The sequence below is a fragment of the Actinoplanes awajinensis subsp. mycoplanecinus genome, from assembly GCF_001509495.1.
GTDB classification, from domain to species: domain Bacteria; phylum Actinomycetota; class Actinomycetes; order Mycobacteriales; family Micromonosporaceae; genus Actinoplanes; species Actinoplanes palleronii.
The window spans coordinates 1-12,951 of sequence record NZ_LLZH01000277.1 but is presented as its reverse complement, the minus strand read 5'-3'; the positions used below and the strand labels follow the sequence as shown (position 1 = coordinate 12,951).

At 70.8% G+C, this 12,951-nt stretch carries 12 protein-coding genes; 7 read left to right on the top strand and 5 right to left on the bottom strand.

Annotated elements, in window-relative coordinates:
* The first annotated feature begins 1 nt into the window (after position 1).
* Positions 2–694, top strand: coding sequence for a DUF6928 family protein (locus tag ADL15_RS27085; RefSeq protein ID WP_083971789.1), 693 nt, complete (start codon positions 2–4; stop codon positions 692–694).
* A gap of 19 nt (positions 695–713) precedes the next feature.
* On the opposite strand, the gene ADL15_RS27080 is transcribed toward ADL15_RS27085, so the two are convergent.
* Both ADL15_RS27080 and ADL15_RS27075 read right to left on the bottom strand, forming a co-directional pair.
* Positions 714–3,794, bottom strand: a complete 3,081-nt coding sequence (locus ADL15_RS27080; RefSeq protein WP_157441627.1) for a tetratricopeptide repeat protein — start codon at positions 3,792–3,794, stop codon at positions 714–716.
* Positions 3,795–3,866: 72 nt separating this feature from the next.
* Positions 3,867–4,418 (bottom strand): TetR/AcrR family transcriptional regulator, encoded by a 552-nt coding sequence (locus ADL15_RS27075; RefSeq protein WP_067697057.1) that lies wholly within the window; start codon positions 4,416–4,418, stop codon positions 3,867–3,869.
* A gap of 67 nt (positions 4,419–4,485) precedes the next feature.
* Here ADL15_RS27075 and ADL15_RS27070 point away from each other — a divergent pair, with 67 nt between their 5' ends.
* A complete protein-coding gene (locus ADL15_RS27070; protein WP_067697055.1) occupies positions 4,486–5,181 on the top strand; it encodes an alpha/beta hydrolase in 696 nt (231 codons plus the stop codon).
* Between the two features lie 174 nt (positions 5,182–5,355).
* Here ADL15_RS27070 and ADL15_RS27065 read toward each other — a convergent pair whose 3' ends face one another.
* Together ADL15_RS27065 and ADL15_RS27060 are read right to left on the bottom strand one after the other, a co-directional pair.
* Positions 5,356–6,000, bottom strand: coding sequence for a dihydrofolate reductase family protein (locus tag ADL15_RS27065; protein ID WP_067697053.1), 645 nt, complete (start codon positions 5,998–6,000; stop codon positions 5,356–5,358).
* Between the two features lie 199 nt (positions 6,001–6,199).
* A complete protein-coding gene (locus tag ADL15_RS27060; protein WP_198171035.1) occupies positions 6,200–7,351 on the bottom strand; it encodes an MFS transporter in 1,152 nt (383 codons plus the stop codon).
* 97 nt (positions 7,352–7,448) lie between these two features.
* Here ADL15_RS27060 and ADL15_RS27055 point away from each other — a divergent pair, with 97 nt between their 5' ends.
* From ADL15_RS27055 to ADL15_RS27045, 3 genes are all read left to right on the top strand, one after another.
* Positions 7,449–7,880, top strand: a complete 432-nt coding sequence (locus ADL15_RS27055; RefSeq protein WP_083971788.1) for a MarR family winged helix-turn-helix transcriptional regulator — start codon at positions 7,449–7,451, stop codon at positions 7,878–7,880.
* 129 nt (positions 7,881–8,009) lie between these two features.
* On the top strand, positions 8,010–8,711 hold the full coding sequence (locus ADL15_RS27050; protein WP_067697049.1) for a hypothetical protein: 702 nt from the start codon (positions 8,010–8,012) through the stop codon (positions 8,709–8,711).
* Positions 8,712–8,837: 126 nt separating this feature from the next.
* The gene (locus tag ADL15_RS27045) at positions 8,838–10,151 is read left to right on the top strand and encodes a glycoside hydrolase family 18 protein (RefSeq protein WP_067697047.1); all 1,314 of its coding nucleotides are present in this window, start codon (positions 8,838–8,840) and stop codon (positions 10,149–10,151) included.
* Here the strand turns inward: ADL15_RS27045 and ADL15_RS27040 are convergent, their stop codons facing one another.
* Positions 10,152–11,306 (bottom strand): erythromycin esterase family protein, encoded by a 1,155-nt coding sequence (locus ADL15_RS27040; protein ID WP_067697045.1) that lies wholly within the window; start codon positions 11,304–11,306, stop codon positions 10,152–10,154.
* 140 nt (positions 11,307–11,446) lie between these two features.
* On the opposite strand from ADL15_RS27040, the gene ADL15_RS27035 reads away from it, so the two are divergent.
* Together ADL15_RS27035 and ADL15_RS27030 are read left to right on the top strand one after the other, a co-directional pair.
* A complete protein-coding gene (locus tag ADL15_RS27035) occupies positions 11,447–11,890 on the top strand; it encodes a MarR family winged helix-turn-helix transcriptional regulator (protein ID WP_067697043.1) in 444 nt (147 codons plus the stop codon).
* A gap of 6 nt (positions 11,891–11,896) precedes the next feature.
* A complete protein-coding gene (locus ADL15_RS27030) occupies positions 11,897–12,934 on the top strand; it encodes an MATE family efflux transporter (RefSeq protein WP_157441626.1) in 1,038 nt (345 codons plus the stop codon).
* The last annotated feature ends 17 nt before the right edge of the window (positions 12,935–12,951 follow it).

Below are 12,951 nucleotides of genomic sequence, written 5' to 3'. Positions count from 1 at the left end.
GATGGGTGCGAAGAGCGCGTTGCTGGCGTTCGCCGACGGCGACCTGCGTCCGGCGTTGCGGGCCGCGACCCGGTCCGACCAGGCAGAGTCTGAAGCCTTAGTGCGAAAAACCTTTCCCGGGTACGACGTGAAGCCGGCCGGCGACAGCACTCTGGATGTCACCTACCCGCCCGACGGCATCACCCAGGTCACGCTGCTGCCCGGCGCTGCACTGCTGTGCGACCGCAGGCTGGTGCTCGACCGCCCGTCCGAGCTGCCCGCCCACCTGCTGCAGCTCGGCACCGGCCGTCGCTTCGTCATGCACGGCATGCACTCGGTCGTCGACTGGCTCTGCTTCGCCGTCTGGGAGAACGGCACGCTGGTGCGCTCGCTGAGCCTGTCCCCCGACGGCGGCATCGCGGAGAACATCGGCGAGCCGTACGCCTTCGAGCGCCCGTACTGGGCGGGCCACCACCCGGTCGAGCCGGATGCGGAGTGGGAGGACGAGGAGCCCTATCCGCTTCCGTTCCATCCTCTGGACCTGGGCGAGGAGGCCCTGCAGGCCCTGTTCGGTTTCGCCATCGAGGGCTTCCCGGAGCCGGACAGCGTCGACCCCACCAGCGTCGAGATGCACACCTTCCGCGTCGGCGACGAGCCGGCCGCGTCTGGCTGGTCGGCGCGGCGGTCTTCGTCCAGCGGCCGGATAGGGACGTGACCCGTCGGGAACAGCCGACCTACCCGCCGTCCGGCGGGGTGTTCCCCACCAGCTCGGGGCCGCGCGGGATCTCCGCTGCGAACTCGGTGAAGCCCGGCACCTGGTCCTCGGTGAGCAGGTCGTAGACGCCCACCCGGACCGAGTCGAACCGGGCGCCGATCGGCAGGGTGGCCCGCGCCTTGTCCCGGGCGGCCGCCGCGGATTTCCGGTCTCCGGTGATCAGCAGGGCGAGCGCCCGCAGCTCCCGCAGGTCGGCGTCGGGCAACGGCCGGCGTTGCCAGCAGCAAGGGAAGTCGTGCAGGGCCGCGCCGGCGTGCTGCCGGGCGGTCGCCGGGTCGCCCCGGTGCGCGGCGAGGACCGCGAGGCGGACGTGCGCCACCGTCGACAACGCCGGATTCATCGCAATCGCGGTCTCGTAGTCCTTGAGGGCATTGTCGAGGCTGCCACCCTCGCTGCGGGCCACCGCGCTGCGCACCGCCACGTCGGCGGCTCCCAGCGACAGCCGCCCGTCGTCGCCGCAGGCGGCCACCGCCTTCTGGTAGGTCTCCGAGGCGGTGGCGAAGTCACCCTGCCAGACGTACGCCCGGCCCAGCCCGTCCCACGCTGCCATCTTCGCCGGGTTCCGGGCCAGAGCCTGCCGGAACGCCTCCACGGCCTCGTCGTACGTGCCCTGCGCCAGGTGGATGTTGCCGATCGTGACCAGCGGGAAGGCCAGCCGCGGCCGCAGGTCGTACGCCTGCTGGGCGGCGTCCAGAGCCGAAGCGTGCCGGCCCTGGGCGAGCGCGACCCGGGCCAGTCCGTCATACGCGTACGCCGTCGCGGCACCGTCCTGGCCGGACTTCTCCAGCGTCGCGCGGAACTGCCCTTCCGCCTCGGGGTATTCGCGCAGCCGCTCGTAGGCGTCCCCGATGCTGTTGCGCGCGTACGCGGCCTGCTCGTCGATGCGCAGCGCCCGCTCGTTGGCGGCGATCGAACCCCGGTAGTCGCCGCGGGCCATCAACACGTCGGCGACCCCGTGCGCGGCGAACGCGTTGGCGGGGTCGGCCCGCTGTGCGGCCTCGTGCATCCGCCGCGCCTGGTCGAAGTCGCCGAGGGCCAGCAGCGCCTTGCCCATACCGTCGAGCGCGTACGAGTTGTCCGGGTCCCGGCTCAGCGCCATCTCGTGCGCTTGCAGTGACTCCTGGTGGAGCCCGCCCCGGCGGTAGGCGTCACCGAGCTGGTTCCAGCCCCAGGGCTCCATCGGGTTCTCCCTGGCCGCCTGCAGCAGGCTGTCCTGCTCCTCGCCGCTGTTGTCCAGGATCCGCGCCGCCCGGGCCCGCCCGTCCCAGGCCACCGCGTCCCGCGGGTCACGCCGGACGGCTTCCGCGAAGGCGTGTGCCGCCTCGGCCGGGTCGTTCCGGGCCAGGTGCAGCTCGCCGAGGTTGCGCCAGACGTACGCGGCGCTGTCGTCGATGCCGCGCGCGCGTTCCAGCACCTCGAGGGCCCGGTCCAGGTCCCGCTGCTTGCGGTAGGTGTCGCCGAGACTGCTCAGCGAGTAGAGGTCGTCCGGGCGCAGCTCGAGCGCCTGCTCGTGTGCCGCCACCGCCTCCTTGTAGCGCCCGAGTGCCGCGTGCACCTCGCCGAGGCCGTTCCAGGCCGACGCGAACAGCACGTCGTGCCGCAGCGCCTCGTTGTAGTGGTCGAACGCCTTCTGGAACCGGGACCGGCGGGCCTCCAGGTTGCCGAGCCCGCACCGCGCGTAGGCGGACGTCTCGTCGATCGCCAGCGCCCGGTCGTACTCGCGCTCGGCGTCGTCCCACCGGTGCTGCTGCAGGTAGGCGTTGCCCAGCCCGCTGTGCGGCACCGCCCAGTCCCGCGGGCGTTTCACGGCCTCCTGGTACGCCTCGATCGCCCGGACGTAGTCGGCCAGCTCCACGTAGGTGTTGCCCAGCTGGTTCCAGGACGCGTACCGGCACTCGCCGTTGGACAGCCGGTCCCACAGGTGTGAGGGGTTCAGCCTCGTGGTGACCAGGAGGATCTCCTTGGCCTCGGTGAACCGCCGTTGCTCGAAGTACAGCATGCCCACCGCGTTGCCGATGACCGCGTCGGACGGGTCGGCGCGGCGGGCCCGCAGGAGCAACCGCTCCGAGCCTGCGAGGTCGCGCACCTGCAGGCAGCAGATGCCGAGGTTGTAGATGAGCCCGCGTACGTCCGGCTGCCGGTCGTCGCCGGCCGGGATCGCGTGCGCCTCACCGACCGCGGACTCCAGTGCCTGCCGATCGCCGATCCGCTGGAAGTCGTGGTAGAACTCCAGGGCGCGGGTGAGATGGCCGAAGCCGGCGTTGCTGATGCCCCGGTCGTCCGGGGTCAGCCCGTAGGCGATCCGGATCGCCGACGCCGTGACCAGGGCGTTGTAGCTGCGCCAGGTGTCACCGGACTGCGCGGTGACGGTGAACTCGTGCGGCATGGCCTTCCGCCCCCGGCGCACGTGGACGGTCAGGGCCAGGCTCTCGCCCTCGCGGCGGAGCCGACCGGCGATCATCACGCCGGATCGGGGCAGCGGCCAGAGCTGCTTGACCGCGGCCAGCATCGAGCCGAGCGGCAGGCTCGCCCCGGCGACGTCGATGGTGCCGATCGCGGCCACCGCGTCGGCCCGCCCGCTCGGCGCCAGCGGTGCCAGCACGCTGGACGCCATGGTCTCCCGCCGGCTCAGCACGGCCGGCTGCAGGCTGACCGACGGGACGGCCGCCCGGCGTTTGCGCGATTGCGCCTCGGCGGCGTGCACCGCTTCGATGCGCTGCAGTTCACCGGCGATCGACTGGGCCAGGGTGGCGCCGCTGAGCTCCGGATCGCCGGTGGCGTTCTCGAACGCCATCCCCATCGGCTGGGACAGCCAGGTGATCAGCCCGATGGCCAGAAACAGCAGCAGCAGGATGCCGCCGACCTGCAGCAGCGCCAGGCCGGCCTGACGGAACTGCAGCACGCCGTCCCGGCGGTGCTCGTCGAGCAGCAGGGCGAGCACGCTGATCAGTCCGACCGCGACCAGCAGCACGACCGTGGCCCGTGCCAGCAGCCGCATCCGGCGGGCCCATCGCCGAGCGCCCCGATCCAGGATCACCACGACCGCAGCCTAGGAATCACCACTCGGGCACCGGCAGCATGTTGGCCTCGATCCGACACCGGAGGGAACCGATCAGCGAGGTTGTTCCAGCGTACGAAGGAAGTCGGCGAAGGCCTGACCGGTCCGTGCCGTGTCACCGGTGGCGTCGAGGTCCATCAGCAGGCCGCGGATGACCGCGAGGACCAGGGTGGCGAGTTCCGGCCGCCCGATGCTCCGCAAGCCCTCCTCCAGCGGGCCGAGCCAGTCGGTCGTCGCCGCCCGGCGGAAGTCCGGCAGCAGCTGCTGGGCCGCGCTCGTACCCCACTGGCCGAACATCCGCAGGTAGGGCTGCCCACCCGGACCGGCGATGAAGGTCCAGGCATCCGCCAGCGTGCCCGGATAAGCCTGATCCGCCCGCACCCGCAGCAGCCCGCCGAACGTGGCCAGCTGCCGTTCCCGCGCGTTCCCCAGCACCGCGCGCAGCAGGGCGTCGCGCGTCCCGAAGTGGTAGATCAGCATCCGGGCCGAGGTGCCGGTCCCGGACACCAGCGGCTCGAGCCGGTCGGGCAGGCCGTGCTCCAGCGCGTGATCCGTGCACGCGTCCAGCAGCCGCTGCTTGATCTCGGGTTGAGGTCGCCGTCCCACCGGCGCACTTTTTCACGTAACTGGCGCTACGTCTACGGTTGAGGGACCAGCAAAAGTGGAGGTCAGGATGAGGGTCGTTGTCGTGCACGGGGCGTGCGTCAAGGACGGTTCGTGGTGGTGGCACCGCACGGGCGCACTCCTCGCGGAGAAGGGGGTGCCGAGCGTGACCCCGGCCCTGCCGAGTTGCGGCGAGACAGGTGTGCCGGGCGGCGCCGGCGGTCCCGGCCTGGCCGAGGACGTCAGCGCGGTCCGCCGCGTGCTGCTGGACAGTGCCGAGCCGACGATCGTCGTCGCACACAGTTACGGCGGGATCGTGACGGCCGAGGCGGCCGCCGACATCGCCTCGGTGCGGCACCTGCTGCTGATCTCCAGCTATCTGCCCGAGCCGGGCCAGAGCCTGTCCGATTTCGGTGACGGCGCCCCCGCCCCGTTCCTCGACGTGGACCCCGAGGCCGGGACGTTCGGCGTGCGCCCGGAACTGCTGGTGGACACGTTCCTGCACGACTGCGACGCCGAGGTGCGGGCCGCCGGCGCGGATCACCTCGCCCGCCAGTCCGTGCAGGTCACCGCCCAGCCGGTGAGCGCCGCCGCCTGGCACGACATCCCGTCGACCTACCTCGTCTGCGCCCAGGACCGCGGCACCCCGGCACGCCTGCAGCGCGAATTCGCCCAGCGCGCCGCCCACACCGTCGAGATCGACGCGGGCCACCACCCGTTCCTGTCCCAACCCACCGCAGTCCGCGACCTCCTGCTCACCCTTTAACCCCCTTTGGTACGAATACCGAGTCCCGTCCGCAGGCTACGAGCCGCGTCCCGTCCATGAGGCCACCGCGACATCGCGCCCCACCGGACCCGGCCGCGCCCCAGGGCCTCGGCCGACTTGGCCGAGGCCCCGCGCATCTTCTCGGTCAGGCCCGGGGCCACCCCTGAGGATCGGTCACTTTCGCCAGAACAGGTGGTGCGTCACCCCGCTCGGGCTGGGAACGACCTCCAGGTGGAATCGGTCGAGCAGCTCATCGGGCGACTCCCAGAGTCGTACTCCGGACCCGAGCTTCACCGGCGAGACCACTACGTGCAGGGTGTCGACGAGGTCGGCGTCGAGGAACTGACGGATGGTGGTAGCCCCGCCGCCGAGTCGGACGTCCTTGCCCTGCGCCGCCTCCTGGGCCTGCTCGAGGACCGAGGCCGGGTCGCCGTCGACGAAGTGGAACGTGGTGTCGGAGAGCGTGAATGCAGGACGCTGGTGATGGGTCATGACGAACACCGGGGTGCGGAACGGGGGCTCGTCACCCCACCAGCCGCACCATTCGTGATCGTGCCAGGGCCCGCGCTGGGGACCGAACTTGTTGCGGCCCATGATTTCGGCGCCGATGTTGTGGGCGTAGTCCCGGGTGAGGTAGTCGTCGAGACCCCGGCTGCCCCCGGGATCGGTGCGCATGGGCCAGCTGGCCGTGGCGCCGGCCCAGGCGAACAGCCTCTCGGGGTCGACATGACCGAATGGCCTCTCCAGGGTCTGGTCTTCACCGGCACCGATTCCGTCACTCGAGACGTTGAAGTTCTGGACTTTCAGTAGCTGGGCCACGTGCTCCTCCTGTGATGGCGATAACGGTGGTGAGACTGGGATCGTCACCATGAGGTCGGAGCCGGTCGACGGATCTTGACCCGCACCGGCAGAATCACCTCTCTGTTGAACCCGTCACCGGTGTGTCAAGGAAGGTCGGGCCGCGACGACCACCAGGTGAAGGGCCCGTTGGTCAAGGCGGGGATGTGGCGGATGGCGGTCATGAGGTTCCTTGCGACAACGGTGCGCCGGGGATGACGACCGTGGCGAGCAGCGGGAAGACGATGGCCGCGGCGAAGGCGACGCGATAGCCGCCGGTGCCGATGACGGCCGCCATGATCGGTGGGGTGAGGGCGGCGACCGCGTTCTGTGCGGTGTTCTGCACGCCGAGGGCACGACCGGCCCAGGCCCGCCCGGCGTATTCGGCGACCGCGGTGAACGCCAGCCCGTTCGGGCTCACCGACAGCACGCCCGCGACGAGCAGGGCGGCGACCGCCACCGAGGTGGTCGCGCCGGCCGCCAGCAACGCCATGACCAGCGCGATTCCCAGTGCCACGATCCGCATCGGCCGGGTCCGGGAGCGCACCCGGTCGGACCACCAGCCGGCGCCGAGCCGGGCCAGCGCGCCGGCGATCTGACCGGCCGCCAGAACCCGGCCCGCGGCCGACGGCTCCCAGGCGTGTCGTTCGACCAGGAAGACCAGGGCGAACGTGGCCACCGTGAACTGCGGCACGATCAGCAGAGCGCTCGCGGCGTGCAACCGCCAGAGCACCGGCGTGCGGTAGGGCGATCCGGTCGCCGTCCCGGCGGTGGCCGGGGCCGCTTCCGGATTTCGTACGACGATGGCCACCAACGCCGCCGCCACCAGGCAGAACGCCCCGAGGAACAGCAGCGCGGCGGGGCGGGCCAGGGACGGCAGCACCAGAGCCGCGACGGCCACGCCGAGCGGTTGCGCGGTCTGCCGCAGCCCCATCGCGAGTCCGCGCTCGTGGGCCGCGAACCAGCCGAGGATCAGGCGACCGCTGGAGGCGTGCACGGCGGCGCCGGCCGCCCCGGCGAGCAGGAAGCAGACGCCCAGCGCAACCGGGCCACCGGCCGCGATGCCGGCCAGCAGGATGACGCCCGCCGTGGCCAGCCCGATGGTCAGCACCCACCGTTCGCCCCAGCGGTCGGCGGCGGCGCCCCACGCGATCAGGGTGGCGAGCAGTCCGACGGTCGGCGCGGCGGCGAGCAGACCGGCCTGCGCCAGCGTGAGCCCGTCTGCCATCAGGGCCGGGATCAGGTAGGCCAGTCCGAACTGGAAGGCGCAGCCGGCGGTCATGGCCACCATGCCGATCACCAGCACGGCCCAGCGCCGCCGCCCGGCGTTCACGAACTCCGTCGATTCACCAGAACTCCTCAGCATACTGTTAGTTATTCGATGCCTGATAGCTAACAGCATGCGGATGCTTCCCGCTACGCTGAGTGGCATGCATTACTCGGAGCGCCTTCTCGGCCACGTGAAGCGGGCGGAACAGGTCACCCAGGCGGCGAAGGAGTTCGTGCTGCGCGACTTCGGGATGACCCCGGCGCAGCAGAGCGCGCTCGCGATCCTGTCCGACCATGACGGGATCACGGCCGCGCAGCTGGCCCGGGAGTGCGCCGTGACGCCACAGACGATGAACAGCACCCTCGGCCGGCTGGACCGGCGCGGCCTCATCGAGCGCCGGCCGCACCCGATGCACGGCACATTGATCGAGATCCGGATGACCCCGGCCGGCCGGGCGGCCTTCGAGCAGGCCGACGCCCGGGTCGCCGAGCTGGATGTGGCCCTGAGCGCCGGACTCTCCGCATCCGAGTTGACTCTGCTCAAACAGCTGCTCGAACGGGTCGGCGACAACGCCGCCGCCACCCGGCGCTGACGGCCCGGGAGGTTCCGCAACTACTCGGCGTTGGTGAATTCGTGTGAAACGAGATCACTCGGGTACCACCACAGCGTCACCATGAACCCAAACTGAGGGGGCGGACCGATGACCCGGCCATCGACACAAATGCGAATCGGCACTCCGCAACCGCTGGCCGCATCGATCGTCGCGCTCGCCGAAACGCCCGATGACGTGCCGGGAATCGACCAACGGCTCGAGGCATTGGCGCAGCTGGCCGCCGACCGGATCGGCGCCGCCGAATACGCGGCGGTCTCCACCCGGCCCGGCAACGGCTGCAGCATGGTCGCCGCGAGTAACGAGCTTGTCGACGCGGTCGACGACTGTCCGTCACTGCCGCCGCTCGACGACGACGGCCGCGACTCGTCCACGATGATCACCTGGCCGGGGTTCCGGGAGGCCGCTGCCGGGATGGGTCTGCAGGTGGTGTCGGTTCCGCTGTTCACTGGCAGCGGTGCGGCGATCGCGACCCTCGACCTCTACGGCCGGGACGCGGACGCGATGGCGCCGCTGACCGCCGGGATCGGCGCCGCCTACGACGCCGACCTGGCACCGGAGAACGACCACGAAGAGTCGCCGGAGCTGGACGCCGGCAGCGAGGAACTGATCGCCGGTTTCGCCGAGGCGCTGTCGGTACGCGCCACCATCCAGCTCGCCCTCGACCTGGTCGGCGAACGGCCCGACGTCGGCGCCCGCCACGCCTACCCGGAATTGCGCCTGCACGCCGCCGACCGGGGAGTGTCGCTCCTGACCGCCGCGAACAATGTCATTTCCGAGAAACTGGCGGGCCATTTCAAGAGTCACGAATAGACGATGGACTGACGCATAGCAGCGGGTCGTGACGGTGACAGCGATGAATGCCTCACGGCCCCTTGCCACATTGTTCCCGGGCACTCACGACTCGCTCTCGATCACCGGCTCGGGCATGCTTATCTCATGCTGGGTGTGGACAAGACCGCGGAGACCCCTCCCGACCCGGGTGCGCCGGCCCAACGGATCGCGTATTACCCGAGCTGGTCGGTGTACGGCAACGCGCTCTACCCGAAGACCCTGGACACCAACGGCACGGCGGCACGGCTCACCACGCTGATGTACGCGTTCGCGAACATCGACCCGGTCAACCTGACCTGCATGGCCGTGAACAAGCCGGGCAGCAGCGACGACACCGACACCACCGGCAACGACGGCGCCGGCGACGCGTGGGCCGACTACCAGATGAGCTACACCGCCGAGAACAGCGTCGACGGGGTCGCCGACCAGTGGGGCCAGTCACTGAAGGGCAACTTCAACCAGCTCAGGAAGCTGAAGGCGAAATATCCGAACCTCAAGGTGCTCGTCTCGATCGGCGGCTGGACGTACTCGAAGTATTTCTCCGACGCCGCCGCGACCGCCGCCTCCCGCAAGAAGTTCGTCACCTCCTGCGTCGACATGTTCATCCTGGGCAACCTGCCGCAGCTGGGTGACGACCCGGCCGGCGGCACCGGCGCGGCCGCCGGGGTCTTCGACGGCATCGACCTGGACTGGGAGTTCCCGGCGACCGAGGCCCGGCCCGGCAACCACTACGGCCCGCAGGACACCGCGAACTTCACCGCGCTGCTGGCCGAGTTCCGCAGCCAGCTGGACGCGCTCGGCGGCGCGCACCGGTCGCTGACCGCGGCGGTGCCGGCCGGGCCGGACGCCATCGCAAACCTGCAGCTGTCCCAGCTCGGCAGCTACCTGGACCTGGCCAACGTCATGTCGTACGACATGCACGGCGCCTGGGAGACCGCCGGCCCGACCAACTTCAACGCCCCGCTGTACGACTCGCCGGCCAGCCCGTCCGCGGGCGGGAGGATGACCGCCGACGACGCGGTCACGGCGTACCTGGCCGGCGGGTTCCCGGCGGGCAAGCTGACCCTGGGCGTGCCGTTCTACGCCCGCGGCTGGACCGGGGTGCCGGCCGGTGACACGTTCGGCCTGTACCAGCCGGTCACCGGCCCGACCGCCGCCTTCCCGTTCTCCCAGCAGGAGGGCGTCGCCATGTACAAGGAGCTGCTGGCCGCCGGGAAGCTGACGAACCCGCACTACGACCCGGTGTCCACGAGCGCCTGGGTCCACGACGGCACGAACTTCTTCTCCGTCGAGACCCCGCTCTCGCTGGCCGGCAAGCGCCGCTACATCAAGGCCAACGGGCTGGCCGGCGTGATGATGTACTCGCTGGAGAGCGACGACGCGTCCGCGACCCTGCTCAAGGCGGCGACCGGCCTGTAGCTAGACGCCCCGGACGAACAGGATGCCCTCGGTCGCGGTGATCCGGGCCGGGTCGAGCGGGGCATAACCGAACCACTCCGAGACCCGGGCGACCGGTGCCGTCTTCGCCAGCCGCCCGGTGTCGACCAGCTGACGGTCGCCCGCCAGCGCGTAGAGCAGACCCTCGAAAGTCTCCGCGGCCGGAGTGCCCACCCCGTGGTGACGGATCGTGCCGAGAGCCGTGGGCACGAACGCGTACCCCTGACCCAGCCGGGCGCTGACGATCGCGCCGGCGCTCCACCACTGCAGGCGGTGCGGGCCGAGCTGCATGGTGCTGAGCTCGCGCTGCAGGTGTGAGTTGTGGGCGTGCACCAGGGCCGGGCCCCGGTCGGCGGTGGCGAGCAGGTTGGCGGCCATCATCCCGTCGCGCAGCGCGCACATCCGGTTGAGGCGGCTCGGCGCGGGATCGGCCATCGCCGCGTGGTAGCGCAGCAGGCCGGTGGCGGTGCGGGCATACAGCAGGGCGCGGTCGGTCAGCTCGGGTGCCTGCGTGGCGAGCAGGGCGGCCAGATCATCGGTGAGCAGGCGCAGTTGCTGGGCCTCCACGCTCCGGCCCACGGACCGGGAAGGATCACGCATGGCGGCCGGCTCGGTCCATGACTCGTCGGCGCCGAGCAGCTGGTCGAGCGTCTCCGCGGTGCAGGGCAGCAGGTCCGGGTCGACCCGGGCGGCGAGGTGGCCGTGCAACAACATGAGCGCCTGCCGCGGGCTGGCAGCGGCGGCCAGCTCCAGCGGACCGTCAAAACCCGCGAACCGCACCTGTTCCGCCGCGGGCCGCTCCGCGTTGTACGCCCGCATCCAGCGCACCAGCTCCCGATTCGCCGCGGACGCGCCCCAGCCGTGGCTGAACCCGCGCGCCATCACGTCGTCGAGATCGCCCTCGCCCGCGGTGACGTAGTCGTCCACGATCAGGCCCAGCAGGCAGTCGCTCTCGATCGTGATCGTCCGGTAGCCCTCGCCGACGAGCTGCCGGAACAGGTCGTTGCGCAGCTCCAGCAGCACGTCCTCACCATGGGTCGGCTCACCCACCGCGAGCAGCCGCGGCCGCGCCGGCAGCAGCCCCAGCAGTGTCGCAGCATCGACAGCACACGTGGCATCTTCGATTGAGGCAGTCATTCCCTCAACGATATCGTTGAACTCTCGGTTTAAACCTCAACCCCCATGTGGTACGGCCAGAGCAGTCAAACCCTCAAAACCGAGTTCTGGGCTTAGTTAGAGCATTGACGGTTAGAGCTCGAATGGTTAGAGTTCTAACCATGAACACGCCGGAACCCTCCCCCACGAGCAGCCTCGACCTGATGCGCTGGGTCGGCTGGGCCCAGCGCAAAGCCGGTGAGGACTGGATGCGGGAGCGCGAGCTCAGCTTCGAGCAGAGCTTCGTGCTGGGTTATCTGCGCCTGAACCCCGGAGCGATCCAGCGCGACATCGCCGAGATCACCCGGACCAGCGCGGCGAGCGTCTCCAGCCTCCTGACCGGCCTCGAACGCCGCGGCCTGGTCGAGCGCCGCACCGAGAACGGTGACTCGCGCAGCAAACGGATCCACCCGACCCCGGCCGGCGTCGAGCTCATCGCCGGGTTCGACACGGCGATGGCCGGCGTCTCGGAGACCATCCTGGCCCCGCTCGACCAGGCCGAACGAGCCACCCTGCAGACCCTGCTCGAAAAGATCACCGCAGAGCTGCCGCAGCCCACCAGGTAGCCCTGGCTGCTCCTGCTGCACCCGCTGGTGTCGCTGCTCGGCGCGGACACCTCCGCCGTCGCGGCGACCACCGACTTCGTCACCGTCCTGCTGATCTTCGTGCCGGTGCTGGCCGCCGCGTTCTGCCTGGAACAACTCGTCCGCTCCGAGGGCGCCGCCCGCCAGGTGATGGTCGGGCTGATCGCCTCCACTATCGCCAACGTGCTGTTCGACGTGCTGTTCATCCTGGTCCTGCACTGGGGCGTGGCCGGGGCGGCACTGGCGGTCGGCCTGTCCAACCTGGTGGTCATCGGCTACTTCGCCACGTGGCTGCACCGGCACAGCGAGCACCTCAGCCTGGCGCCGCGGTGGTTCGCCCTCGCGCCGGTCGTGCTGAAGCCGGTCTTCGGCGTCGGGGTCAGTGAACTGCTGCAGGCCGCGTTCCTGATCGTCACCTCGCTGGTGTTGAACAACCTGGCAGCCGGGTACGGCGACGGCCCGCTCGCCGCCATGGGCGTCGCGGTCCGCATCGCCCAGGTGCCGGAGTTCCTGATCATGGGCGTGACGCTGGGGGTGCTGCCGCTGCTGGCCTACTCGTACGGGAAAGGCGACCGCAAGCGGCTGACCACCGCGCTGCGCGCCGCGGCCCTGACCGTCGGCGGCATCGGCCTGCTCTTCTCGGTCACCGTGATCGTCTTCCGGGAGCAGGTGTTCGCGGCGTTCTCCGCGGACCACTCGGTGCTCGCGATCGGCGTCACGGTCCTCACCGCGCAGCTCATCGCGATGCTGGCGAACGGCTTCACCGGCCTGCTCACCTCGCTGTTCCAGGCGACCGGGCGGGCGTTGCCGGCCACGGTCATGTCGGTCACGCAGGGTGTGCTGTTCATCCCGACCGTGCTGCTCGGCAACGTGTGGTTCGGCCTGTCCGGCATTATCTGGGCCCTGACCGTCACGGAGGGCATCGTGTTCGTCGTCGGCACCGCGATGTGGCTGGCATCCCGGCGAGCCATCGACCGCGGCCTGGCCGACGGCAGTCCCGCCCGCGCCGAGCAGGTGCTGGCCTGACCCGCCCCGCCCCGCCC

Excerpts from the sequence above, each read along its gene's own strand:
- ADL15_RS27085 (WP_083971789.1), top strand. The coding sequence starts at position 2 with ATGGGTGCGAAGAGCGCGTTGCTGGCGTTCGCCGACGGCGACCTGCGT.
- ADL15_RS27070 (WP_067697055.1), top strand. The coding sequence starts at position 4,486 with ATGAGGGTCGTTGTCGTGCACGGGGCGTGCGTCAAGGACGGTTCGTGG.
- ADL15_RS27055 (WP_083971788.1), top strand. The coding sequence starts at position 7,449 with ATGCATTACTCGGAGCGCCTTCTCGGCCACGTGAAGCGGGCGGAACAG.
- ADL15_RS27050 (WP_067697049.1), top strand. The coding sequence starts at position 8,010 with ATGCGAATCGGCACTCCGCAACCGCTGGCCGCATCGATCGTCGCGCTC.
- ADL15_RS27045 (WP_067697047.1), top strand. The coding sequence starts at position 8,838 with ATGCTGGGTGTGGACAAGACCGCGGAGACCCCTCCCGACCCGGGTGCG.
- ADL15_RS27040 (WP_067697045.1), bottom strand. The coding sequence starts at position 11,306 with ATGACTGCCTCAATCGAAGATGCCACGTGTGCTGTCGATGCTGCGACA.
- ADL15_RS27035 (WP_067697043.1), top strand. The coding sequence starts at position 11,447 with ATGAACACGCCGGAACCCTCCCCCACGAGCAGCCTCGACCTGATGCGC.